This is a genomic window from Bradyrhizobium sp. 1200_D9_N1_1 (genome assembly GCF_052075915.1).
Classification (GTDB): Bacteria; Pseudomonadota; Alphaproteobacteria; order Rhizobiales; family Xanthobacteraceae; genus Bradyrhizobium; species Bradyrhizobium diazoefficiens.
This window is the reverse complement of record NZ_CP197226.1, coordinates 2,651,003-2,674,474: the sequence shown is the minus strand read 5'-3', so window position 1 is coordinate 2,674,474 and position 23,472 is coordinate 2,651,003. Positions and strand designations below refer to the sequence as shown.

19 protein-coding genes and 1 other RNA gene are annotated in these 23,472 nt (G+C 66.3%); 4 read left to right on the top strand and 16 right to left on the bottom strand.

Features of this window, described 5'->3' with window-relative positions; all coding sequences use genetic code 11:
• Window positions 1-116: 116 nt before the first annotated feature.
• The 7 genes from murD to rsmH all read right to left on the bottom strand — a co-directional run bounded on the left by murD (window position 117) and on the right by rsmH (window position 8,939).
• Entirely contained in the window at window positions 117-1,517 is a 1,401-nt protein-coding gene (gene murD, locus AB5K84_RS12920; protein ID WP_441232448.1) for a UDP-N-acetylmuramoyl-L-alanine--D-glutamate ligase, read from the bottom strand.
• A 112-nt stretch (window positions 1,518-1,629) separates the two neighbouring features.
• Window positions 1,630-2,733 (bottom strand): phospho-N-acetylmuramoyl-pentapeptide-transferase, encoded by a 1,104-nt coding sequence (gene mraY / locus AB5K84_RS12915; RefSeq protein WP_011089345.1) that lies wholly within the window; start codon window positions 2,731-2,733, stop codon window positions 1,630-1,632.
• A 169-nt stretch (window positions 2,734-2,902) separates the two neighbouring features.
• The gene (locus AB5K84_RS12910) at window positions 2,903-4,282 is read right to left on the bottom strand and encodes a UDP-N-acetylmuramoyl-tripeptide--D-alanyl-D-alanine ligase (RefSeq protein ID WP_441232447.1); all 1,380 of its coding nucleotides are present in this window, start codon (window positions 4,280-4,282) and stop codon (window positions 2,903-2,905) included.
• The gene (locus AB5K84_RS12905) at window positions 4,279-5,736 is read right to left on the bottom strand and encodes a UDP-N-acetylmuramoyl-L-alanyl-D-glutamate--2,6-diaminopimelate ligase (protein ID WP_441232446.1); all 1,458 of its coding nucleotides are present in this window, start codon (window positions 5,734-5,736) and stop codon (window positions 4,279-4,281) included. Before AB5K84_RS12905 ends, AB5K84_RS12910 begins: the two co-directional genes overlap by 4 nt.
• Before the next feature lie 78 nt (window positions 5,737-5,814).
• Window positions 5,815-7,557 carry a peptidoglycan D,D-transpeptidase FtsI family protein gene (locus AB5K84_RS12900; protein WP_011089348.1) on the bottom strand — a complete coding sequence of 581 codons (1,743 nt, stop codon included), beginning with the start codon at window positions 7,555-7,557 and terminating at the stop codon, window positions 5,815-5,817.
• Window positions 7,554-7,946, bottom strand: a complete 393-nt coding sequence (ftsL, locus tag AB5K84_RS12895) for a cell division protein FtsL (RefSeq protein WP_011089349.1) — start codon at window positions 7,944-7,946, stop codon at window positions 7,554-7,556. Before ftsL ends, AB5K84_RS12900 begins: the two co-directional genes overlap by 4 nt.
• Window positions 7,947-7,949: 3 nt before the next feature.
• Window positions 7,950-8,939 (bottom strand): 16S rRNA (cytosine(1402)-N(4))-methyltransferase RsmH, encoded by a 990-nt coding sequence (gene rsmH / locus AB5K84_RS12890; protein WP_441232445.1) that lies wholly within the window; start codon window positions 8,937-8,939, stop codon window positions 7,950-7,952.
• Window positions 8,940-9,449: 510 nt separating this feature from the next.
• Here rsmH and AB5K84_RS12885 point away from each other — a divergent pair.
• On the top strand, window positions 9,450-10,229 hold the full coding sequence (locus AB5K84_RS12885) for an N-acetylmuramoyl-L-alanine amidase (RefSeq protein WP_039185808.1): 780 nt from the start codon (window positions 9,450-9,452) through the stop codon (window positions 10,227-10,229).
• Window positions 10,230-10,343: 114 nt separating this feature from the next.
• Here AB5K84_RS12885 and AB5K84_RS12880 read toward each other — a convergent pair whose 3' ends face one another.
• Entirely contained in the window at window positions 10,344-11,582 is a 1,239-nt protein-coding gene (locus tag AB5K84_RS12880) for an RNA polymerase sigma factor (protein ID WP_375762312.1), read from the bottom strand.
• Window positions 11,579-11,929 carry a YciI family protein gene (locus tag AB5K84_RS12875; protein ID WP_441232444.1) on the bottom strand — a complete coding sequence of 117 codons (351 nt, stop codon included), beginning with the start codon at window positions 11,927-11,929 and terminating at the stop codon, window positions 11,579-11,581. Before AB5K84_RS12875 ends, AB5K84_RS12880 begins: the two co-directional genes overlap by 4 nt.
• Window positions 11,930-12,077: 148 nt before the next feature.
• Here AB5K84_RS12875 and rnpB point away from each other — a divergent pair.
• Window positions 12,078-12,504, top strand: an RNA gene (gene rnpB, locus AB5K84_RS12870) — RNase P RNA component class A.
• Window positions 12,505-12,751: 247 nt separating this feature from the next.
• Here rnpB and AB5K84_RS12865 read toward each other — a convergent pair.
• A complete protein-coding gene (locus AB5K84_RS12865) occupies window positions 12,752-13,465 on the bottom strand; it encodes an alpha/beta fold hydrolase (RefSeq protein WP_161533691.1) in 714 nt (237 codons plus the stop codon).
• 70 nt (window positions 13,466-13,535) lie between these two features.
• Window positions 13,536-13,994 (bottom strand): DUF983 domain-containing protein, encoded by a 459-nt coding sequence (locus tag AB5K84_RS12860; RefSeq protein ID WP_161533690.1) that lies wholly within the window; start codon window positions 13,992-13,994, stop codon window positions 13,536-13,538.
• A 49-nt stretch (window positions 13,995-14,043) separates the two neighbouring features.
• On the opposite strand from AB5K84_RS12860, the gene AB5K84_RS12855 reads away from it, so the two are divergent.
• Complete coding sequence (locus AB5K84_RS12855; RefSeq protein WP_441232443.1) at window positions 14,044-15,414, top strand: PLP-dependent aminotransferase family protein; 1,371 nt, start codon at window positions 14,044-14,046, stop codon at window positions 15,412-15,414.
• A gap of 7 nt (window positions 15,415-15,421) precedes the next feature.
• On the opposite strand, the gene AB5K84_RS12850 is transcribed toward AB5K84_RS12855, so the two are convergent.
• Window positions 15,422-15,682, bottom strand: coding sequence for a hypothetical protein (locus AB5K84_RS12850; protein ID WP_039186092.1), 261 nt, complete (start codon window positions 15,680-15,682; stop codon window positions 15,422-15,424).
• Window positions 15,683-15,910: 228 nt separating this feature from the next.
• Between AB5K84_RS12850 and AB5K84_RS12845 the strand changes: the two genes are divergently transcribed.
• Complete coding sequence (locus AB5K84_RS12845) at window positions 15,911-16,654, top strand: sulfite exporter TauE/SafE family protein (RefSeq protein WP_441232442.1); 744 nt, start codon at window positions 15,911-15,913, stop codon at window positions 16,652-16,654.
• A 32-nt stretch (window positions 16,655-16,686) separates the two neighbouring features.
• Here AB5K84_RS12845 and AB5K84_RS12840 read toward each other — a convergent pair whose 3' ends face one another.
• From AB5K84_RS12840 to AB5K84_RS12825, 4 genes are all read right to left on the bottom strand, one after another.
• Window positions 16,687-18,093, bottom strand: a complete 1,407-nt coding sequence (locus AB5K84_RS12840; protein WP_441232441.1) for an MATE family efflux transporter — start codon at window positions 18,091-18,093, stop codon at window positions 16,687-16,689.
• A 70-nt stretch (window positions 18,094-18,163) separates the two neighbouring features.
• Window positions 18,164-19,963 (bottom strand): ABC transporter ATP-binding protein, encoded by a 1,800-nt coding sequence (locus tag AB5K84_RS12835; RefSeq protein ID WP_441232440.1) that lies wholly within the window; start codon window positions 19,961-19,963, stop codon window positions 18,164-18,166.
• A gap of 447 nt (window positions 19,964-20,410) precedes the next feature.
• Complete coding sequence (locus tag AB5K84_RS12830) at window positions 20,411-21,994, bottom strand: DHA2 family efflux MFS transporter permease subunit (protein WP_304567412.1); 1,584 nt, start codon at window positions 21,992-21,994, stop codon at window positions 20,411-20,413.
• A gap of 29 nt (window positions 21,995-22,023) precedes the next feature.
• Complete coding sequence (locus AB5K84_RS12825) at window positions 22,024-23,340, bottom strand: efflux RND transporter periplasmic adaptor subunit (protein ID WP_441232439.1); 1,317 nt, start codon at window positions 23,338-23,340, stop codon at window positions 22,024-22,026.
• Window positions 23,341-23,472: the final 132 nt, after the last annotated feature.

Sequence of the window (23,472 nt, the reverse complement as noted above, 5' to 3'; positions counted from 1 at the left end):
CGCGCAGGCGGGGCATCCAGTACGCCGCGGCCGCTCGGCTCAAGCACCGTCTCTGGGATACTGGGTCGCCCGGTCAAGCCGGACGACGACAGCGGAGATGTGGAGCCAGTGCGCCCTCACACCACCGGCTTCACACCCGGCAGCGCCTGCACCAGTTCGCGGAACTTGGTGCCGCGGATCTCGAAGTTGCGGTACTGGTCGAAGGACGCGCAGGCCGGCGACAGCAGCACGACCGCGTCGGTGAGACCCGAGGCTTCCGCATCGCGCGCGGCGTGTTCGACGGCGACGTCAAGCGTCTGGCTGATCTCGTGGGCGACCTGTGTCCCCAGCGTGCCGGAAAACTCCGGAGCGGCTTCGCCGATCAGATAGGCCTTGCGGATGCGCGGGAAGTAGCCGGTCAGGCTGGTGATACCGCCCGCCTTCGGCTTGCCGCCGGCGATCCAGAAGATTTCCGAAAAGGACGACAGCGCATGCGCGGTGGCATCCGCATTGGTGCCCTTGGAGTCGTTGACGAACAGCACGTTGCCGCGGCGGCCGACCTGCTCCATGCGATGCGCGAGGCCCGGAAAGCTGCGCAGGCCGTCCTGGAGCACCTCAAAGCTGATGCCCATCGCGAGCGCCGCGGCGGCGGCGCAGGCCGCGTTCTGCGCGTTGTGCAGGCCGCGCAGCGAACCGATGCCGCCGAGCTTGGCGACTTCGCTGCGGGCGCCGCCCGCGGTGCGCACGATGGTACCGTGCTCGACATGGATTCCGCTCGCCAGCGGGTTCTTGACGGAAATGCGCACCACGTTCTTGCCGGCGCGGTCGAGCCGGTCGGCGATGTCGCGGCAATAACCGTCGTCGACGCCGACGATCGAGGTGCCGCCTGCCTGCACGCCCGCAACAAGGCGCTCCTTCACCGCGGCGTAGTGCGCGATGGTGCCGTGGCGGTCGATGTGGTCTTCGCTGACATTGAGCAGGATGCCGACGGAGGGATCGAGCGAGGGCGTGAGGTCGATCTGGTAGGACGACATCTCGATGACGTGGACGCGGCCCGTGCGCGGCGGCTCCAGCGACAGGATCGCGGTGCCGATATTGCCGCCCATCTGGGTATCGTAGCCGGCGACCTTGGTCAGGTGCGCGATCAGCGCCGTCGTGGTCGACTTGCCGTTGGTGCCGGTGATGGCGACGAACGGTGCATCCGGCGCGTGCCGCCGCCGCTCGCGGCAGAACAGCTCGATGTCGCCGATGACTTCGACACCGGCCTCGCGTGCCTTCAGCACGCTCCAGTGCGGCACGGGATGGGTCAGCGGCACGCCGGGCGCGAGCACCAGCGCTGCGAAATTCGTCCAGGAGACGTTGCGCAAGTCCGCGGTGATGAAGCCGGCCTGCGCGGCCTTGGCGACGTTCTCGGCATTGTCGTCGGCGGCGATCACCTCGGCGCCGCCCGCTTTCAACGCGTGACAGGAGGCGAGCCCCGAGCCGCCGAGGCCGAATACCGCGACTGTCTTGCCGGCGAAGGATGTGACCGGGATCATGATTGGGTTCCTGTCATTCCGGGGCTCGCGAAGCGAGAACCCGGAATCTCGAGATTCCGGATCGCCGCTTCGCGTCGTCCGGAATGACAGCGAAAATCAACCGCCATAGAAGTCACCGCAGCTTCAGCGTCGACAGGCCGGCCAGCGCCAGCATCACCGAGATGATCCAGAAGCGGATCACGATCTGCGGCTCGGTCCAGCCGAGCTGCTCGAAATGGTGGTGGATCGGCGCCATGCGGAAGATGCGTTTTCCGGTGAGCTTGAACGACACCACCTGCACGATGACGGAGACCGCCTCCAGCACGAACAGGCCGCCGATCACCGCGAGCACGATCTCGTGCTTCACCGCGACCGCGATCGCGCCCAGCATGCCGCCGAGCGCCAGCGAGCCGGTGTCGCCCATGAAGATCGAAGCCGGCGGCGCGTTGAACCAGAGGAAGCCGAGGCCGGCGCCCAGCAGCGCGCCGCAGAGCACGGCGAGCTCGCCGGTGCCGGCGACATATTTGATCTGGAGGTAGTCGGCGAACACCGCGTTGCCGGCGAGATAGGCGATCATCGCAAAGCTCGCGGTCGCGATCATCACGGGCACGATGGCGAGGCCGTCGAGACCGTCGGTGAGATTCACCGCATTGCCGGCGCCGACGATGACGAAGGCGCCGAACACGACGAAGAACCAGCCGAAATGCAGCACGGTGTCCTTCAGGAACGGAATCGTCAGCGCGGTGGACGCGGGATCGCGGTTCAAGCGTACCAGCGCGTAGCAGGCCACCAGCGCGATCGCCGCCTCGATCAGCAGGCGAAGCTTGCTGCCGAACCCGGTCGTGGTCTGCTTGGTCACCTTGAGGTAGTCGTCATAGAAGCCGACGAAGCCGAAACCAAGCGTCACCGCGAGCACGATCCAGACATAGGGATTGAGCGGGTTGGCCCACAGCACCGTGCCGACCGTGAGGCCGGACAGGATCATCAGCCCGCCCATGGTGGGCGTGCCCTTCTTGGCGAGATGCGATTGCGGGCCATCGGTCCGGATCGGCTGGCCCTTGCCCTGGCGGATGCGCAAATGATCGATGATCCAGGGCCCGAACAGGAACACGAACAGCGCGCCGGTGACCACCGCGCCGCCGGTGCGGAAGGTGATGTAGCGGAAGACGTTCAGGAAGGTGCGAAAGGCACCGAAGCCCGGAAATGTGTTGGAGAGCTCGATCAGCCAGTAAAACATTCAGACGGTCCTATGGCGCCTTTCGCACGCGGCCTTGTTATCGGCCTTGGCCTTATCGACGTGCCTCACGCGCATTCGCTGGTCTTCATCATGGGTCGGGCGACCTGTGGGAAAACGGACGGCTTCGCGCCGAAAAGGGAGGATTCGGAAACAGCGCCTTCCAAGCAGTTTACGCCTTTGCCTGCAAGGCGGCCACTAGGCGCGGCACAAACTTGTTGACCCAGAACATCTTCTTGCTGCCCTTGACAACCACCACATCGCCTGCCTTTAGCAGGCTTGCGACCTCGCCCGGCTTCAGCGTGGCGGGATCGTCGTGCCAGCCAAGCGCCTTGCCCGATGGAAGCACCTCGAAGAGGTGACGCATCAGGGCGCCGACACAGTACACACCGTCGATGCCGTCCAAATGCTTGGTGAGGCCGGTGTGGTAGCTTGGTGCGTCATCGCCCAGTTCCAGCATATCGCCGAGCACGGCAATGCGGCGGCCGCCGGTTACGTTGCGCGCCTGCAGGCTTTGCAGCGCAGCAGCCACGCTGGCCGGGTTGCCGTTGAAGCTGTCGTCGATCACGGTGACGCCGCCGACCGCCTGCTCGACGCCGCGGCCGGTCATGATGCCGACCCGATCGAGCTTGATCGCGAGCGTCGCGGCATCGAGGTTCGCCGCGCGGATCGAAGCGAGCGCGGCGAGCGCATTCTGCACGCGGTGCGGCGCGCCCGGCGTCAGGCTGAAGGCGATCTGCTTCTTGCCGATCATCGCCACGACCTGCCAGCTCTCGCCATGCGGCGCGTGCGTGACCTCGTGCACCTCGGCATGCTCGCCGAAGCGGACCACCTTGCCCTTCCATTCGGACGCCTTGAGCCCGGCGGGCAGCACCAGCACGCCGTCCTCGGGCAGGCCGAGCGCGATCGACACCTTTTCGCGCCGGATCGCCTCCAGCGAGCCGAGCTTTTCCAGATGCACGGGCTGGACGTTGACGACGAGCGCGACCGTCGGCCGCGTCAACTCGCTGAGCCGCGCGATCTCGCCGGTCTGGTTCATGCCCATCTCGAGGACCCAGAGGCTGGCATCGGGCCGCGCATTGCACAGCGTCAGCGGCACGCCCCAGAAATTGTTGAAGCTCGACGGGCTGGCATAGGCGTTCGGATAGGCCGCCAGAAATTCCTTGGTGCTGGTCTTGCCCGCGCTGCCGGTGAGCCCGATCACCGGCCCGCCAAAGCGCGCGCGTGCGGCGCGCGCGAGGCCCCAGAGGCCGTCGATCAGCGTGTCCTTCACGACGATCTGGGGGACGCGGATGCCCGCGATCTCGTGCGGCACGATCATCGCGGCCGCGCCCGCGGCTTCCGCCTTGTCGGCGAATTCCCAGCCGTCGCGCGCGCTGGCGAAGGCCGAGATGAAGCCGCCGCTCGGCGTGCCGCTGAGCGCGACGAACAGGCTGCCGGGCTTCACCAGGCGGCTGTCCTGCGTCACGAAGTCGATCGGCGTGTCCGGGAATGATCCGGCAGCGCCCAGCGCGCGCGCGACCTCCGCAACCGTCCATATTGGCGCGCTCATGCAACCCTCGACGCTAGGGCGGCGGCAACCGCCTCGTGATCACTGAAGGGCAACACCTCGCTGCCGACGATCTGCCCGGTCTCGTGGCCCTTGCCGGCGATGAGCAGCGCATCGCCCTGTTCCAGTTCCTCGATCGCGGTGCGGATCGCCGCGGCGCGGTCGCCGATCTCGCGGGCGCCTTTTGCGGTGGCGAGGATCGCCGCGCGGATCGCTTCGGGCTGCTCACTGCGCGGATTGTCGTCGGTGATGATGACGCCGTCGGCATTCTCCGCGGCGATCTCGCCCATGATCGGACGCTTGCCGGCATCGCGGTCGCCGCCGGCGCCGAACACGACGACCAGCCTGCGCTTGGCGTAAGGCCGCAGCGCCTGCAACGCCTTCGCCAGCGCGTCGGGCTTGTGCGCATAGTCGACGAAGATCGGCGCGCCGTTGCGCTCGCCGACGCGCTCGAGCCGGCCCTTGGCACCTTCGAGATGTTCGAGGCTCGCGAATACGTTGGCGGCATCGCTGCCGGTGCCGATCGCGAGGCCGGCCGACACCAGCGCATTCTCGATCTGGAATTCGCCGGCCAGCGGCAGCAGGACCACATAACGCTTGCCGCGATGCTCGACCGTGAGCTTTTGCGAAAAGCCGTCGACCCCGACCTCGGTGAGGCGAATGCCCTCGCCCACCCCGTCGCCGTTGCGGCCGACCGCCATCACGCGCAGGCCACGCGCCTTCGCGGCACTGATCGCTTCGGCCGAGCAATCATGATCGGCCGAAATCACGGCGGCGCCGCCAGGCGGGACCAGTTCGCGGAACAGCCGGAGCTTCGCCGCAAGATAATGCGCGACGGTCGGGTGGTAATCCATGTGGTCGCGCGACAGATTGGTGAAGCCGCCGGCGGAGACGCGCACGCCGTCGAGGCGATATTGATCGAGACCGTGCGAGGACGCTTCGAAGGCAAGATGGGTGACGCCCTCGCGCGCGATCTCATCGATCTGCCGGTGCAGCGCGACCGGATCCGGCGTCGTCAGCGAGCCGTAGACGGTGCGCTTCGGCGACACGAGACCGATGGTGCCGATGCTGGCGGAGGCATGGCCCAGCCGCTCCCAGATCTGGCGCGTGAACGCCGCGACCGATGTCTTGCCGCTGGTGCCGGTCACCGCAGCGATGGTCGCGGGCTGCGCGGGAAAGAATCTTGCCGCGGCCAGCGCCAGGGCGCGACGCGGATTGGCGACGGCGATGAACGGCACCTTGCCGCCATCAGGCGCATGATCGCCGACAATCGCAACCGCACCTGCGGCGACCGCCGCATCGATGAAGCGTGCGCCGTCGGTCTTGCTGCCCGCGAGCGCGAAGAAGAGATCGCCCGGCCTGACCACGCGGCTGTCGAGCGCAAGCCCCGTCACCTCGAGCGCCGCGATAGCGGGCTCGATTGCGGCGTCATTGCCTATGAGATCGCGCAGCTTCATGGTCGTCCAGTCGACATGCCGGAAAGCCGAATCGCCGGAAACTCCCGACTCAGCACCGGCGATGGCCTACCCGGTTGATTACTGGGTTGTCCTGGATGCTGCAAGAATAAGGCGCTCGGACGGCGGCAGGTCGAACCGCGGCTCGACGCCCAGAAGCGGCGCGATCCGCTCGATCACCCGGCCGCCGGTCGGCACCGCGTTCCAGCCCGAGGTGATGAAACCCTTCGTTTCAGGGATCGCCTGCGGCTCGTCCAGCATGATCAGGATCTGATATTTCGGATCGTCGCAGGGCATGATCGCGGTGAACGAGTTGAGCACGCGCTTCTTGGCATAGCGGCCGTTGATGACCTTCTCGGACGTGCCGGTCTTGCCGCCGACATAGTAGCCCTTGACGTCGGCGGTCTTGGCGGTGCCGATTTCGGCGTTGAGCCGCATCAGGAACCGCATCTTGTCGCTGGTGTCTTGCTTGACCACGCGCTTGGCCAGCGCTGCCGCTTCCGCTTCGCTGCGCTTCATGAAGGTCGGCGGAATCAAATAGCCGCCGTTCACCAGCGCGTTGATGCCCATCACCGCCTGGAGCGGCGCGACCGAGAGGCCCTGGCCGAACGCGGCGGTGACCGTGTTCAACTCGCTCCAGCGGCGCGGAATCAGCGGGGCTGCGCTCTCCGGCAGCTCGGTGCGCAGCCGCGTCAGCTGGCCCATCTTGGCGAGGAACGCCTTGTGCGCCTCCACGCCCTGGCCGAGCGCGATCCGCGCGGCGCCGATGTTGGACGAGAAGGTGAACACTTCCTTGGTGTTGATGAACCGTCCGAGCGGATGGCTGTCGTGGATGGTGAACTTGCCGTAGTGCAGGTTTCCGCGCGCATCCCACGACGAGTTCAGATTGATCTTTCCGGAATCGAGCGCCATCGCCAGCGTGAACGCCTTGAAGGTCGAGCCCATCTCATAGACGCCGGTGGTGAGGCGGTTGATGCGGTCGGGGTCGTGCGCTTCCTTCGGATTGTTCGGGTCGAAGTCCGGAAGCGAGACCATCGCCACGATCTCGCCGGTCTTGACGTTGGAGACGATGCCGGAGGCGGCCTTGGTGTGGTACTTCTCCTTGGCCTTCAAGAGCTCGTCGCGCAGCGCGTGCTCGACCCGCAGATCGACCGAGAGCTCGATCGGCTTTTGCAGGCGGTCGGTGGCAAAGCCCGCGCGATGGAGATCGGCGAGCCCTTGATTGTCGAGCCACTTCTCCATGCCGGCGATGCCCTGGTTGTCGATATTGACGAGACCGATGAGGTGGGCGACCTCGTTGCCGGTCGGATAGACGCGCTTGTTCTCGCGCAGGAAGCCGATGCCGGGAATGCCGAGCTTGTGGATGTCCTGCTGCTGCTTCGGCGTGATCTCGCGCTTGAGCCAGACGAAGCCCTTGCGTGTCTTCAGGCGCTCGCGCACCTCGGCCTCGTCGAGGTCGGGCACGGTGGCGGTCAGGAGCTCGATCGCCTCGTCCTTGTCGATGATGCGGCGCGGCTCGCCGAACAGGCTAGCCGCCTTGACGTCGGTCGCAAGGATGGCGCCGTTGCGGTCGACGATGTCGGGCCGCGCCGTCGCAACCACCTCCTGCGCCGCCGCTCGGCGCGCACTGTGGGCGTCGGCACCGATCGCGAACATCACGAGCCGGCCACCGATCAGGGCGTAGACCGAGGCGAAGGCGAGCATCGCAAGTCCGACGCGCGCGCGCGCCTTCGCGGCGCGGTCGACGTTGCGCCCGTAGAGCAGGCTGCGGATCAGCCGCTGCCGCCAGGGCTCGGTGGGTTTTGCAGGCGTCGCCGGGCTCATTGCTTGTCCTCGGGCTGAGGCACGGAGCCCGTCACGGTATCGGGATCGCTCGCGGCTTCGATGGTGTTGAGCATGGCCCCGATCGGGTCGGGCTCGCCGGGCCTGAACATCCGCGGCGGGCGCTCGGGCAGGTTCTTCAGCGAGTCATATTGCGTGCCGTTGACCGGCTTGAGCGGCAGGTGCCGCTCGGACAGGCCTTGCAGGCGCAAGGGCGCATCGAGCTTGGCCCATTCGGAGCGGAGCGAGGCGATCGCATCGCGCTGCTCGCGGATTTCCGCATGCAGCCGCAATACCTTCTCCGTGCGCGCGGTGGAGTCCATCTTGATCCGGTAGACATAGGCTGCCGCGAAGATCAGCGCGCCGATGACGAGGAGGTGGATGAAGCGCATGCGCTAGCCTCCCCTCATCACGTCGGAGAGTCTTGGCCAGGACGAAGACTGATCGTCCTTGTGCGCCGGCGCCGAGGTGCGCTCCGCGGCGCGCAGTTTTGCCGAACGCGCGCGCGGGTTACGCGCAACTTCGTCCTCGCCGGCGACGACAGGCCGTCGCGTCAGGAGATGGAAGCTCGGCGCGGTTTGCGCGACTTCCGGCAGGTGCCGCGAGCCGCCGCCGGTCTTCGACCGCTCGGCGAGGAAATTCTTGACGATGCGGTCTTCCAGTGAATGGAACGAGACCACCACGAGGCGTCCGCCGGGCTTGAGCACGCGCTCGGCCGCGGTGAGCGCGGTCTGGAGTTCCTCGAGCTCCTCGTTGACGAAGATGCGCAGGGCCTGGAACGTCCGCGTCGCGGGGTGAATGTCGCCCGGCTTGGAGCGAACCACCCTGCCGACGAGGTCGGCGAGCGCGCGCGTGGTCGTGAACGGCGTCTCCTGCCGGTCCGCGACGATGGCGCGGGCGACGCGGCGCGAATGCCGCTCCTCGCCGAGGAGATAGATGATGTCGGCGAGATCGGCTTCCGAGGCGCGCGCGACGACGTCGGCCGCGGTCGGGCCCGCCTGCCCCATCCGCATGTCGAGCGGACCGTCGAGGCGGAACGAAAAGCCTCGGCCGGCCTGGTCGAGCTGCATCGAGGACACCCCGACGTCCATCACGACGCCGTCCACGGCATCGACGCCTTGTGCGGCGCAGACGTCGGCGAGATGGGAGAAACGGTCCTCGACCAGTGTCAGCCTACCGGCAGAGCGCTCGACCAGCTCGGCGCCGCCAGCGATTGCGGTGCGGTCGCGGTCGATGGCGATGAGTCGGGTTCCAGGCACGTCGAGGATGGCACGGCTATAGCCGCCGGCGCCGAAGGTGGCATCGACATAGATCCCGCCCTCGCGCGGCGCGAGATGATCGATGGCCTCGCGACCGAGCACGGGAATGTGAGGAGCGGAGCTCATGCGCCACGCCTGCCGAACAACCAAGCCAGATCCGGGGCGAGCCAGCCCATAACGCCTCGAATGATTCCGCGTCGCGGCGGTTCCACGACCCAACCCTTGTCCAGCATGGTTACCGAGCCCGGTCGTCCCGGGCCGCCAACCCAGTGTTCCCAGTGGAATTTGTCGGGCAGCCATGGGATTTCGAGCCAAAATACGCTTTGGCCGCCTCCGGACGCGGGTCGGCTCTTCATCCCTCAGTAACGGCCCTTAGCGTTAAGAAAGCGTTGATCGGCCCGTTACAAGTCGAAAAGGTGAAGCGGCAGTGATGCCTCATCCACACACCCGCCCAAAATGCATCCGTTAACCGCGACGCGCGATTGCGCACGGCGGAGGGTAAAGGAATAGTAAAGAGAAGGGCTTGGCCCTCTCCTATTCCGACTTGAGCTGTTTATGTCGTCCGGTTCGTCCACGCCATCTGGTTCTGATTCGAAGCGTCAACGCGTTCTCCCGGTTCCCAAGGCCGCGGCGAACATGCGGACGTTCGAGCCGGATTCGTCGATCGTCTCCGACATCATTCCTTCGCCGAACCATGGCGAGCGCAGCAAGGGACGCCAGCCGGACATGATCGTGCTGCATTACACCGGCATGCCCGACGTCGAGGGCGCGCTGGCGCGGCTGTGCACGGCGGGGACGGAAGTGTCGGCGCATTACGTCGTGCTCGAGGACGGCCGCATCGTGCAATGCGTGCCCGAGGCGAGGCGCGCCTGGCACGCCGGCGTCTCGTCCTGGGCCGGCGAGGACGATGTCAACTCCTGCTCGATCGGCATCGAGATCGTCAATCGCGGCCACGACTGGGGCTATCCGGAGTTTCCGCTGCGCCAGATCGCCGCCGTGATCGCGCTGTGCCGCGGCATCATGCTGCGCCGAAAAGTGCCGGCGCACCGCGTGCTCGGCCATTCCGACGTTGCGCCCGCGCGCAAGAAGGATCCCGGCGAGAAATTTCCGTGGCATTCGCTGGCCAATTCCGGCGTCGGGCACTGGGTCACGCCCACGCCCGTCGTGCGCGGCGAGAGCCTGATGCTCGGCACCATCAGCGACGAGGTGCTGAGCCTGCAGCAGGCGCTCGCGCGATACGGTTATGGCGTGCCGCTGACCGGCAAATACGACGCTGCGACCATGGAAGTCGTCACCGCCTTCCAGCGCCATTTCCGCCCGGCACGGCTGGATGGTGTTGCGGACCATTCGACACTGTCGACGTTGCAGGCGCTCCTGGCGAGCCTGCCGGACGGGACGGCGGTCGCGTCGAAGTGACGGCGTAGCCGTCATTCCGGGGCGCACGAAGTGCGAACTATGGTGCGCAATTGCGCACCTGAGAATCTCGAGATTCCGGGTTCGATGCTTCGCATCGCCCCCGGAATGACGGTGCTAGTTGCCCATCTCCCTCATCCTTCGCGCATAGAGCCGCCGCAGCGGCTCGAGCTGCGTCGCTGCCGTCGCCGCGACATACGCCTCGCGCGCCTCGTCCTTGCGGCCGAGCCGTCGCAACAGATCCGCGCGCACCGCGGGCAGCAGCTCGTAGCCGCCAAGCCCGCCGCGTGCGGTGATCGCGTCGACGAGATCGAGCGCGCGCGCCGGGCCGTCGACCATCGAGATTGCGGCGGCGTGGTTGAGCTCGATCACCGGCGAAGGATTGATCCGCAGCAGCACCTCGTAGAGCCCGGCGATCTGCGGCCAGTCGGTCGCCTCAAAGCTCGGCGCACGCGCATGCAGCGCGGCGATCGCGGCCTGCACCGCATAGGGTTGCGGCCGGCCGGGTATGCGCAGTGCGTCGTCCACGAGACGCAGACCCGCCTCGATCTGCGCGCGATCCCAGAGCGTGCGGTCCTGCTCTTCCAGCAGCACGATGTCGCCGGCCGACGTCGCGCGCCCGGCGCGGCGCGCGTCGTGCAGCAGCATCAAGGCCAGCAGGCCCTTGATCCCGGCCCGGTCAGGCATCAGCCGGTCGAGCAAACGGCCGAGCCTGATGGCTTCGACCGCGAGATCCGGCCGCATCAGGTCTGCGCCCGAGGTTGCGACATAGCCTTCGGTGAAGACGAGATAGATGACGGCGAGCACGCCGTCGAGCCGCTGCGCCAGCGCGTCGCGTTCGGGCACCTCATAGGGAATGCCGGCGAGCCTGATCTTCTGCTTGGCGCGGACGAGGCGCTGCGCCATCGCCTCCTCTCCGACGAGGAACGCGCGCGCGACCTGCGCGGTCGAGAGGCCGCAGACGGTGCGCAGCGTCAGCGCGACCTGGACCTCCGGCGCGAACGCGGGATGGCAGCAGGTGAAGATCAGCCGCAGCATGTCGTCGTCGAGCGTCGCCGGAGGCTCGTCGGGCGCCTGCGCGTTGAGCTCGAGCTCATGCACGAACGCCTGCTGCTTGCCGCGGAACACGGCCTGCCGCCGGATGCGATCAATCGCCTTGTTGCGGCCGACATTGACGAGCCAGGCGCGCGGATTATCGGGCACCTCGCCCGCCGACCAGCGTTCGAGCGCGACCGCGAAGGCATCCTGGAGTGCGTCCTCGGCGAGATCGAAATCGCCGACGAGGCGGATCAGCGTGGCAAGCACCCGCCCCGCCTCGTCGCGAAAGATCCGAGCGATGTCGGCAGGAGAGATCACTTGTAGATCATGACCGGCCTGACCTCGATGGATCCCTCCTTGGCCCCGGGAATCCGCGCGGCCAGCCCAATGGCGGTGTCGAGATCCTTGGCCTCGACCAGATAGTAGCCGCCGAGTTGCTCGCGGGTCTCGGCGAACGGACCGTCGGTGGTCAGGGTCTTGCCATCGCGCACGCGCACGGTGGTCGCGGTCGTGGTCGGCTGAAGCCCGTCGCCGGCCTTGAAATGGCCGCTCTGGACGATGGACTGCGTATAAGTGCCGTACTCCGCCGACATCGCCTGACGGTCTGCGGGGGTCATCTTGTTCAATTCCGCTTCGCTCCGGTAGATCAGCAGCAGATACTGCATCGCTTAACTCCTGTTGTTCGGGGGATCACCGACATCCAGTCGAACGGGGCGCACATCGAACGACATCTTCAGGATAAATTATTTGCAGATCGCGTGCGCGACGATCTCGGCTTGACGAAACCGTCACAAATGCCCATGCCTAACCCCGTCAGTCGGCCGGACGGCCGCTCCGGCAACGGTCGAAAGGCCGCCGGGGAGGAAAGTCCGGGCTCCCTTGACATACGGTGCCGGATAACGTCCGGCGGGGGCAACCCCAGGGAAAGTGCCACAGAGAACGAACCGCCCTGCTTCGCCTTCGGGCTTCGCAGGGTAAGGGTGAAAAGGTGCGGTAAGAGCGCACCGCGGCTGCGGCAACGGAGCCGGCATGGTAAACCCCACCGGGAGCAAAACCGAATAGGGACGGCGTAGCGGGCTGTTCGCGCAAGCGATAACGCCGCGGGGCGATGTCAGGCCCGCCGTCCGGGTAGGTTGCTCGAGGCCATGTGCAAACATGGCCCCAGAGGAATGGCCGTCACGTATCGTGCGCGCAAGCGAACGGTGCCCTACAGAACCCGGCTTACAGGCCGGCTGATGTTCTAAAGCGTTTTCGAGCGAAGTGGTTTTTCCGGCTCGCGTGAAGAAAACGCGTCTTACTAAGAAGTGACGAGGGGTTCGATGCTGACCGCATCGGACCCCTCACCATTTTGTCCGAGCGCGCAGCCATTCAAATGGTGTCATTCCGGGGCTCGCGAAGCGAGAACCCGGAATCCATCAGGCGGCAGAGACGGAGGAGAGATGGATTCCGGGTTCGTGCTGCGCACGCCCCGGAATGACGGCTGTGGGTCACGCGGCGATCTCGTTCAACACCGCCATCAACGCCGCCGGCGCCGTCACGTTCGGCGCATGACTCGCGTCGAGCTCGAAATAGCGCCAGCCATCCTCGTTCTTCGTGCGCTTCGCGAACTGCCCGAACACGTCGCCCGGCGGAAAGCGCGTGCAATAGATGTAGCTGCGCGGCATGGCCGGCTCGCCATGCTCCAGCTTCAACTTCGTCTCGAAGCATTTGATCGGCATGTTGATGCGGCGCGCGTTGAGCCAGTCGAGATCGGCCTGCGGCGTATCCGGCGGCGGCGGGTTCGGCGGGATGCGGTAGCCATCGCCGGCGGCCGCCGCCTTGCGCATCGGCTCGCGCCCGCTCTCGTTGAGATCGAACAGCGACTGGCCGTCGCGCGGCACGAAGGCATCGAGATAGACCAGTTGCGTCACGCGCTCGCGTGCGCGGTCGGCAACGCCGGTCGCGACCATGCCGCCATAGCTGTGGCCGAGCAGCACGAGATCGCTGAGGTCCTCGAATTTGATGACGTTGAGGATGTCCCGGATGTGCGTCTCGAGATCGATCGCGGGATTGGCCAGATGCGCGCGCTCGCCGAGCCCGGTGTAGGTCGGCGCGACCAGGCGGTGGCCCGCCTGCGCCATCAGCGGATGCATCTTCTTCCAGGCCCATCCGCCGGACCACGCGCCGTGACAGAGCAGGAAGGTCTTCGCGCGTGCGGCCATCGGCGTTTCCATCGTTCTTGTTTGTACGATGGAGTGTAGCGGCCGCACGCGCGATGTAAACGCTACCCGCTCAGACCGCGCGCGTATTCACTTTTGCGAGGACGAGCGCACCGGCCTCGCGCCGCAACTTGCCAGCCTCAAAGCCATGCATGCCGATCTGCCATTGCAGGCCGACGATGGCGCCTTTGGTCGGTTGCAGCAACGCAAGCGAAGCGAACAGCGTCACCGGCAGCCACACGGCCAATTGCAGCCAGACCGGCGGGGCATAGGCGGTCTCGACCGCGAGGATCGCCGGGACCACGAGATGGCCGACCACGACCATTACGAGATAGGCCGGAAAGTCATCGGCGCGCTGATGGAACAGCTCTTCGCCGCAATGATCGCAGCTGTCTGCCACTTTCAGGAAGCGTCCGAACATGTGCCCTTCGCCGCAGTTCGGACACTTGCCGCGAAAACCGCGCCACATCGCCTTTGCCAGGGAAACCGAACCGGTCGTCATGACGACACCTCTTCCGTTCTGATGATCCATACAATAATATCCTGCATCCATACATTCAAAGGATATGGGCCTAAATTGCATGGATTGGACCCCTACAATCTCGGAGCTGAGCGGGCCGCGCTACCAGCGCATCGTCGATGCCATGGAGGCCGACATCGCAGCCGGCCGGCTGGTGCGCGGCCAGCAGTTGCCGACGCAGCGCGCGCTCGCAAAAGCGCTCGACATCGACCTCACCACGGTGACGCGCGCCTACACCGAGGCGCGGCGCCGCGGCATCCTGGAGGCCCGGGTCGGCCAGGGCTCGTTCGTATCGGAGACCAGCGCGCGCCGCGCGGTCGATCTGCCGCATCCCGTCGCGATCGACCTCTCGATGAATGTGCCGCCGCATCCGCTCGAGGCACAACTCGACGAGCGCATCGTCGCAGGGCTGGAAGCTCTCCGCGCCCAATCGGGCCTGACCGCGTTCCTGAACTACCAGCCACCCGGCGGCAGCGTGCATGAGCGCGAGGTCGCAGCGCGCTGGATGCGCGCACGCGTCCCGCACGCGCATGCCGACAGGCTCGTGATCTTTCCCGGCACGCAGACCATCCTGTTCAACCTGCTCGCCCATCTCGCGCGGCCCGGTGACATCGTGCTCACGGAAGCGCTCACCTTCCCCGGCATCAAGGCCGCCGCGGCGCGGCTCGGCGTCAAGCTCGTCGGCGTCGCCATGGATGACGGCGGCATCCTGCCCGATGCACTGGCGAAGGCCTGCCGTGTCCACAAGCCGAAGGCCGTCTATCTCATCCCGACGCTGCACAATCCGACCACCGCGACGCTTCTCCCCGAACGACGCAGCGCGATCGCAAGGATCATCCGCGATGCCGATACGATCCTGATCGAGGACGACGCCTACGGGCTGCTCGACCGCTCTGCAGCGCCGATCGCCAATCTCATTCCGGAGCGGACTTATCTCGCAACCACGCTGTCAAAATGCATCGCGCCGGCGCTGCGCGTTGCCTACCTCATGACGCCCGACAACGCCGCGCAGCAGGAGATGCGTTCTTATTTGCAGGCCACCGTGCAGATGCCGGCGCCGCTGATGGTCGCGCTGGTGACGCATTGGCTCGAAACCGGCATCGCCGATCGCATCATCACCGCCATTCGCAACGAGGCGGTGGGCCGCCAGCAACTCGCGCAGCGCGCACTGAAAGGCCTTCAGTTTCTGGCCAAGCCCGCGGCCCATCATCTGTGGCTGCGGCTGCCGGAGGGCCGCCCCGATGTCGCGGCGCATCTGCTACGGAATGGACTCGCGGTCGTGGCCGGCGATGCCTTCACCGTCGACGGGACACCGCCGCATGCGGCACGCATCTCGCTGGGCGCAGCGCGCAACAGGGCGGAATTGACGGAGGCGTTGCGCATCCTGGTCGGCGCGCTGCACAAGCCCGCCGACACCAGGCAGATCGTCTAGCAGATACCTATTGGTGCTGGCGGCGATGGCGCGGGCGGACGACCGGCGTCATGCCTGACGGATAGGCCGCATAGGCCTCGCTCGGTGCCACCGTCTCGCCACGGGCTGCGCGCGCCGCGGGCGTGAGCTGGCCGCCATTGAGCACGTCGCGGTCGGGATGGGCGGCCTGATAGGCCGCGGGCTCCGAAAACTGGGCCTGCGCCAATGTCGGCATCAACGCCGCCGCCGACAGCAGCGCGGCCGCAACGGCAATGTTGGTGCGGGTCATGGTCGTTCTCCACCTTCTTATTCGGGGCTGTCCGATCGGAGCGCACGATGGCGTCGGGCGGGCCTTAGGATTGAAGTACGACCATCATGTAGGCATGTCTTTCCCAAAAGCCCGACGCCGCAGATCACGCCTGCGTGCAGCATGGATTGACCTGCACGGCCGCACCCGTGCTATGCGGGCGGTGGCGATCAACAGTTCGGGATCGCCGGTGGCGACAAGGACAATCCGTTGGAAACCTACGCTTACGCGCTGCTGCCGCTCGGCGCATTGGCCGGCGGCTTCGTCTCGGGCCTGGCCGGGTTCGGCACGGCGCTGATGGCGCTCGGCATCTGGCTCTACGTGCTGCCGCCCTCGCTCGCGGTGCCCCTGGTGCTGATCTGCTCGGTGATCGCCCAGACCTCGACGCTGCCGTCGATGTGGAAGAGTTTTGACCTCTCGCTGGTCTGGCCGTTCCTGATCGGCGGGCTGATCGGGGTACCGCTCGGGACCATGATGGTCGCCTCCGCCGATCCCAAGGTGTTCAAGCTGAGCATCGGCGTGCTGCTGCTGATCTTCTCAAGCGCGCTCTATCTGAACAAGAGGCCCCTCGCCATCACGTTCGGCGGCCGGATCGCCGACGGCGCGATCGGTTTTGCCGGCGGCATTCTGGGCGGCCTTGCCGGATTGTCGGGGCCGCTGCCGATCCTGTGGGCCAACATCCGCGGCTGGAACAAGCACGAGCGGCGCGGCATCTTCCAGCTCTTCAATTTCACCGTGCTCGCCACCGCGCTGGTGTTGCAGACGGCATCTGGCCTCGTCGCCTTCAAGGTGGTCTGGCTCGCGCTGGTCGCGTTTCCCGGCACGTTGATCGGCGCATGGGCCGGTGCACGCGTCTATCACGCGCTGAGCGACAAGCACTTTGGCGATGTCGTGCTCGGCCTGCTGTTCCTGTCGGGGCTCGGCCTCGTCTGGAACAGCCTTGGTGCGCATTAGCCTTCCTTGCGTCGGCAGGTCACAAGCCGTCGCTACGCAGGGACGCGCGCAGGAGGCGTGACGGGCTCGGGCTCGACCTGCTTCGAAGCCTCGTCCTGCCGGAGCGGCGCCAGGCGTTTTTCGAACTCGCGGCGCAGCAGCCACAGGCTCAAGCCCGCCTGGAGCGTGGTCGCCGCGATCGACAGGTACCAGACGTACTCCATGCGGAAGCCCGGACGCGTCGAGAGCCAGATCGCCGGCAGCGAATAGGTGAACACGCGCGTCGCCGAGCTCAGCAGCACCGGCTTGGTATTGCCGAGACCCTGGAACATGCTCGAGCAGGTGAAGATCAGGCCCTGCGCCACCATGTTGAGCGAGATGATCCGCAGGAACAGATAGGCGATCGCCATCGTCTCCCGGTCGTTCGAGAATCCGGCGAGCAGCAGCTCCGGCTTCGTTTGCGCCAGGATCATGAAGCCGATCATCACGGCGGAGGTGATCAACGCCGACTTGACGAAGGTCTCCCGCACGCGCGCCCCGTTGGCAGCGCCGACGTTCTGGCCGGCGATCGGCCCCGCGGCCAGCGCAACGGCAAGCGCCGGCATCTGGATCAGGGCCAGCACGCGCTGGCCGATGCCGAATCCCGCCTGCGCCGCGGCGCCGAAATCGCCCAGCACGTAGTAAACCACCGCCATGAAGATGAACATCATCGCGAACTCGCCGCCGGCCGGCAGGCCGACATTGAGGATGCGCTTCAAGTGATGCGGCTGAGGACGCCACTGCACCGGGTTGAAGGCGACGTAGCGCTCGGCCTTGCGGAAATGCGCCAGCAGAATCACGACGCCGATGGCCACCGCGATCGAGCTCGCCAAGCCCGCTCCGGCGACACCAAGCGCATGGCCGGTGCCCCAGCCCGAGATCAGCACGGGCGCGAGTGCGATGTTGATGGCGACAGCGAGCACCCGCACCAGCATTGCGGGGCGCACGATGCCGGTCGCCCGCAGCGCCGATGCCAGCACTTGCATCGCGAATTCCAGAGCGAGCGCCGGCATGAACCATAGCAGATAAGTGGTCCCCGCCTCGATCGTGGGCTGGTCCGCGGCGATCGCACGCATGTAGGGGCGCGACAGCGCCGCGCCCATGACCAGGGTCAGCACGCCGAACAGCACCGACAGCGCGATCGCCTGGTTGAAGATCAGATTGGCATCCGGCCGATCCTTGCGGCCCACGGCATGCGCGATCAGCGCCACCGTGCCGACGCCGAGCACCTGCATCAGCGCGTTGATGAGAAAGCCGGCATTGCCGGCCGCGGCGACGCCCGCAACGGCGGCATCGCCCAGTCCCGACACGAAGTACAAATCGACCAGCTGGCAGATCATGATCGTGACCATGCCGACCATGATCGGGGGCGCCATGGCCAGGATGTGTCGCACGATGGAGCCGTTCGTCAGGTCTTTCATCTCATTCCATCCTTGGCGCATTCCGTGGGCGGCGTGACGGCGGGACTTTCGTCCCGCCGCCGCGCGCCTCTCATTCCGCTGCTGCGAGGTGCCCGAGGTCCACCACCTGGCGCTCGAACAGGCCGCGATAGATGCCGCCGGGCTTGCCTGCGAGCACGGCGTGGGTGCCCTGCTCGACGATCTCGCCGCGGTCGAACACCAGTATCCGATCGAGGCTGCGCACCGTCGACAGCCGGTGCGCGATCACGATCGAGGTGCGCCCCTTCATCAGACGCTCCATCGCCTGCTGGATCAGCGCTTCGGATTCCGAATCGAGGCTCGACGTCGCCTCGTCCAGGATCAGCACCGGCGCATCCGCCAGGAAGGCGCGCGCCAGCGCCACGCGCTGCCGCTCGCCGCCCGACAGCTTCACGCCGCGCTCGCCGACGAGCGTGCCGTAGCCCTTGGGCAGACGCAGGATGAAGTCGTGCGCATTGGCCAGCCGCGCCGCCTGCTCGATCGCCTCCAGGCTGGCGCCGGGCCGGCCATAGGCGATGTTCTCGGCGAGCGAGCGGTGAAACAGGATCGGGTCCTGCTGCACGATCGCGATCTGGCTGCGAAGCGATTGCTGCGTAGCGAGCGCGATGTCCTGGCCGTCGATCAGCACGCGACCACCGGAGACGTCGTAGAGCCGCTGCACCAGCTTGACGAAGGTGGTCTTGCCGGAGCCGGAGCGGCCGACCAGGCCGACCCGTTCGCCGGCGCGGATCGTGACCGACAGGCCGTCGTACAGCGGCGCGCGGTGGCCGCCATAGTGGAACGTGACGTCGTCGAACGCGATCTCGCCGCCCTCGATCGCGATCGGCCGCGCGTCCGGCGCATCGACAATCCCGATCGGCTCATCATGGATCGCCACCAGTTCGTCCATGTCGTTGACCGAGCGCTGGAGGTTGTTGATGTGCATGCCGACGTCGCGCAGATATGCGTGGATGACGTAGTAGCTCGTCAGCACATAGGTGACGTCGCCGGGCGAGGCATGCCCGCTCATCCACAGCAGCACCGAGCCGCCGATCACGGACGCACGCAAGCATAGCAGCAGCGAGAGCTGCGCCATGGCCGTGTAGTTGTAGCGAAACCAGGTCCGCCGCACCCGAACGCGCCAGCGGTTGATGACGCGGGCGAGCCGCGTATCCTCGCGCAGCTCGGCGCCGAAGGATTTCACCACGGCGTTGCAGGTCAGCGCGTCCGCCAGCGTGCCGCCGACCTTGGTGTCCCAGGCGTTGGAGATTCGCGCGGCCGGCGCGATGTAGCGCGTCGAGAACAGCACGGTGATGGCGACGTAGAAGAGCGCTCCCACCGCGATCACCGCGCCGAGCGAGGCCCAGTGCAGGCCGATCAGGACCATGGAGCCGATCAACACCAGCAGAGACGGCGCCAACGCCATCAGGATGGTGTCGTTGAGCAGGTCGAGCGCCCACATGCCGCGGGTGATCTTGCGCACCGTGGAGCCGGCAAAGGAGTTGGCGTGCCAGTCGGTCGAGAAGCGCTGCACGCGCGTGAAGGCGCCCTGGGCGACATCCGACATGATCTTGAGCGTGAACGGGACGATCGCCTGGAGACCGATCAACCTCAGCACCACGGAGGCCGCACCGAGCGCCACGATGGCGCCGAACGCAACCAGCGCCGCGTGGCGCGCGTCAGGATCGGACGAACCGCGTGTCAGCGCATCGACCAGATGTCCGGAGAAGACCGGCATGAACAGGTCGGCGACGGTCGCGCCCAGCAGGCCACCGGCCACGATCAAGCCGCGACCGGGCTGGTTCAGCCAGTGCCGGAACACGAAGGGCAACACCACGCGTATCGCCGCGGGCCTTTTTGAGAGAGAGGTCATGACATCATCCAGCCGCTTTTGGCGCGGGCCGGCTCCATCAACGGACGCAAGTCGGCCACGAAGGGCAGACGGCGTCACTCACAGGTGATTTTGACTTGGGGAAGTGGGGCGATCGGGACTCGTGACCCGATCGAATCTGGCGGAAGAGGCCTCTAACAGGCCGCCGACATACCGAACCAGAACAACGAACGCGGGCGAACGATCTGCGAATGCGACGAAATCATGCAAATCCCTCCCGGTTCGATTGAATGAGGTGCGCTTTATAGATGTGCCGTTCGCGGTTTGCAACGGGGCCCGCGCGAGATCACGAACGAGTGTTGCAATTTGGTTCGCGGCTGCCGTCGATCTCATCTTCCACTGTCATGCCCCGCGAAGGCGGGGCATCCAGTACGCCGCGGCTTCTCGGCTCAACCACTACCGTCCCGGGCGACGACAGCGTGCGTGGCGTCAGTGCGCGTCGCCGCCGCCGGTCATCGAGGCCGGCTTGTTCAGCAGCGTGACCAACAGGCTGAGGCCGAGATAGAACAGCGTCAGCATGAAGAAGGCATCGCCGAAGCTCATCACCACGGCCTGGCGGTGCACCAGCTGCGAGAGCTGCCTCATCGCCATCAGCGCGGAATCGCCGAGCCCCTGGAACTTCTGCATGAACATGGTCAGGGTTTCGGTCGCGGTCGCGTTGCCCCAGGTCACGCGCTCCTGGAGGCGCGTGATGTGCAGGTCGGTACGGTTGTTGAGCACGGTGTTGATGACGGCGAGCCCGACCGCGCCGCCGAGATTGCGCATCAGGTTGAACAGGCCCGAGGCGTTCTTCACCCTGTCAGGGGCCAGCGTGCCGAGCGCGATGTTGTTGGTCGGCACCATCGCGAACATCATGCCGACGCCGCGCAGGATCTGCGGCACCAGCAACTCGTAGAAATCGTAGTCGCGGGTGATCCAGGTCATCTGGTAGGAGCCGATCGCGAACACGACGAGGCCGAAGGCGATCATGTAGCGCATGTCGATCTTCACCATGAGACGACCGACCAGCGGCGCGACCAGGAACATGGTGATGCCCGACACGAACATGGTCTCGCCGATCATCAGCGCGCTGTAGCCGCGCACCTCGGCGAGATAGCGCGGATAGATGTAGGTCAGGCCGTAGAGGCCGATGCCGATGCAGAATTGGAGCACGCAGCCGACCGCAAAGTTGCGGTTGGAGAAGGTGCGCAGGTTGACGATCGGCTCGGCCGCCGTGAAGACGCGCCAGAAGAACGCGATCGCCGAGATGGCGCAGATCCAGGCGCAGATCGCCACTGTCGTGTCCTGCAGCCATTCATATTGCGGGCCTTCCTCCAGCACGTATTCCAGCGTGCCAAGGAAGCCGGCCATGAACAGCAGGCCCCACCAGTCGAAGCGGTCGAGCAATTCGAAATGCGGCTCGTCGAAATCGACCAGCGCCAGCACGCCCAAGGTAATGGCGATGCCGGGCACGACGTTGATGAAGAACAGCCAGTTCCACGACATCAGGTCGGTGATGTAGCCGCCGACGGTCGGCCCGATCGTGGGAGCCAGGGTCGCGACCAGCCCGATGATGGGACCGACGATGTGGAATTTCGAGCGCGGGAACACGGTGTAGGCCGAGGCGAACACGGTCGGGATCATGCCGGCGCCGAGAAAGCCCTGGAGCGCGCGCCAGAGGATCATCTCCTCGATGGTGGTGGCGAAGCCGCAGAGCAGGCTCGAGGCGGTGAAGCCCGCGGCCGAGATCGCGAACAAGAGCCGCGTGCCGAAGGCGCGCGACAGGAAACCCGACAGCGGGATCGCGATGACTTCGGCGATCAGATAGGCGGTCTGGACCCAGGAGACTTCGCTCGAGCTCGCCGACAGGCCGGCCTGGATTTCACTGAGGGACGCCGAGACGATCTGGATGTCCAGGATCGACATGAACATCCCGAACACCATGATGATGAAGGCGAACAGCCGCTTCGGCGCGATGCGCTCCGAAGCGGGGGCCGCCATCATCTCAGGTGAAGCAGTCGTGGCATTGGCCATAGTCCGACCTCGCAGCGTTTAAGGTGCTCTTACTGCGGATGGATCATTGTGGGATCGTCGAGATCGACCTCGCTGTCGGCGTCGGCCGCGCCCTTGTTGGTGTCGACGGTCGCGTAGACCGACATGCCGGCGCGGAGCAGGTTCTGCTTCGCCACCGACTTCGGCACGCGGATGCGGACCGGCACGCGTTGCACGATCTTGGTGAAGTTGCCGGTGGCGTTGTCAGGCGGAAGCAGCGTGAACACCGAGCCCGCGCCCGCCGCGATGCTGTCGACGACGCCGGAGAACTTGCGCATGCCATAGGCATCGACCTTGATCGTCACCGGCTGGCCGGGGCGGATGCGCTTGAGCTGCGTTTCCTTGAAGTTGGCGTCGATATAGACGTCGTCGAGCGGCACGACGTTGCCGAGGCGCTGGCCGACCGCGACGAAGTCGCCGGCGCTGACGAGGCGATTCGAGAACGTGCCGTTGACCGGCGCGCGCACCGCGGTGAAGGCGAGATCGCGCTCGGCCTTGGCGAGCGAGGTCTTGAGCTCCGCAAGCTGGGCCTGGGCTTCGGCCTGCTGCGCCTTGGTGACGTCGACGTTGCTGACGGCGACGTCATAGGCGGCCTGCGCGGCCTTGACCGCGGCGGCGCCCTGGTCGCGTCCGGCTTCCGAGCTCTCGAAGGTGGCGCGCGAGGCAAAGCCCTTGCTGCTCAGCGCCTGCTGGCGCTCATAATCGAGGTCGGCGCGCTTGAGGCCCGCTTCAGCCGAGACGAGCTGCGCCTTGGCCTGGGCAACCTGGCTCTCGAGCGCCGCGATCTGGCGACCGATGCGATCGATGGTGGCCTGCTGGGTCGCGATCCTGGTCGCGGCGGCATCGACCGCGATCTTGTAGTCGCCGTCGTCGATGTGGAAGATGACGTCGCCGGCGCGCACCGTCGTGTTGTCGCCAGCAAGGATCGAGGAAATGTGGCCGGCAACGCGCGCGCCGAGCATGGTGTTGTTGGCGCGGACATAGGCGTCGTCGGTGGCGATGTAGAAGCGGCCGACCAGCGTGTAATAGCCGGCATAGCCGGCTGCCGCGAGCGCCAGCACGAGACCGACGCCCATCAGGACGAATTTGCGCTTGCCGGATTTCGGCGTGCCGCTGGCAGCGGGCGCGTCTGACCCGGGTGTGGCCGGCTTGTCGGTCACGGGCTTCCCCGGCGCCTCGTTGCGGCGCTTCGCTTCCTCGGCCACATGGGAGCGCAACTGCTCGGCGAGAACGGCGGACGTCTCGGTCACAGGTTCACCGTTCGCCGAATTCGTCTCCACCGCTTCCTGGTGAAGCACGCGCGCAGCCTGGTCTCTCGATACGGCCATAAAGGCCTCCTCAAAAAAAGCGCGATGAAGGACGGCCGCTCGCGGCGTGTTCCCCTCGCTTAACTTACCTCAAATATCATTGACCGAACCGTTCGGTCAATATACATAATATCCAGCGTCGGACCCTACTGG

Bases quoted from the DNA above. Each gene is read 5' to 3' on its own strand.
- murD (WP_441232448.1), bottom strand. From the start codon at position 1,517: ATGATCCCGGTCACATCCTTCGCCGGCAAGACAGTCGCGGTATTCGGC.
- mraY (WP_011089345.1), bottom strand. From the start codon at position 2,733: ATGTTTTACTGGCTGATCGAGCTCTCCAACACATTTCCGGGCTTCGGT.
- AB5K84_RS12910 (WP_441232447.1), bottom strand. From the start codon at position 4,282: ATGAGCGCGCCAATATGGACGGTTGCGGAGGTCGCGCGCGCGCTGGGC.
- AB5K84_RS12905 (WP_441232446.1), bottom strand. From the start codon at position 5,736: ATGAAGCTGCGCGATCTCATAGGCAATGACGCCGCAATCGAGCCCGCT.
- AB5K84_RS12900 (WP_011089348.1), bottom strand. From the start codon at position 7,557: ATGAGCCCGGCGACGCCTGCAAAACCCACCGAGCCCTGGCGGCAGCGG.
- ftsL (WP_011089349.1), bottom strand. From the start codon at position 7,946: ATGCGCTTCATCCACCTCCTCGTCATCGGCGCGCTGATCTTCGCGGCA.
- rsmH (WP_441232445.1), bottom strand. From the start codon at position 8,939: ATGAGCTCCGCTCCTCACATTCCCGTGCTCGGTCGCGAGGCCATCGAT.
- AB5K84_RS12885 (WP_039185808.1), top strand. From the start codon at position 9,450: ATGCGGACGTTCGAGCCGGATTCGTCGATCGTCTCCGACATCATTCCT.
- AB5K84_RS12875 (WP_441232444.1), bottom strand. From the start codon at position 11,929: ATGCAGTATCTGCTGCTGATCTACCGGAGCGAAGCGGAATTGAACAAG.
- AB5K84_RS12865 (WP_161533691.1), bottom strand. From the start codon at position 13,465: ATGGCCGCACGCGCGAAGACCTTCCTGCTCTGTCACGGCGCGTGGTCC.
- AB5K84_RS12860 (WP_161533690.1), bottom strand. From the start codon at position 13,994: ATGGATCATCAGAACGGAAGAGGTGTCGTCATGACGACCGGTTCGGTT.
- AB5K84_RS12855 (WP_441232443.1), top strand. From the start codon at position 14,044: ATGGATTGGACCCCTACAATCTCGGAGCTGAGCGGGCCGCGCTACCAG.
- AB5K84_RS12850 (WP_039186092.1), bottom strand. From the start codon at position 15,682: ATGACCCGCACCAACATTGCCGTTGCGGCCGCGCTGCTGTCGGCGGCG.
- AB5K84_RS12840 (WP_441232441.1), bottom strand. From the start codon at position 18,093: ATGAAAGACCTGACGAACGGCTCCATCGTGCGACACATCCTGGCCATG.
- AB5K84_RS12835 (WP_441232440.1), bottom strand. From the start codon at position 19,963: ATGACCTCTCTCTCAAAAAGGCCCGCGGCGATACGCGTGGTGTTGCCC.
- AB5K84_RS12830 (WP_304567412.1), bottom strand. From the start codon at position 21,994: ATGGCCAATGCCACGACTGCTTCACCTGAGATGATGGCGGCCCCCGCT.
- AB5K84_RS12825 (WP_441232439.1), bottom strand. From the start codon at position 23,340: ATGGCCGTATCGAGAGACCAGGCTGCGCGCGTGCTTCACCAGGAAGCG.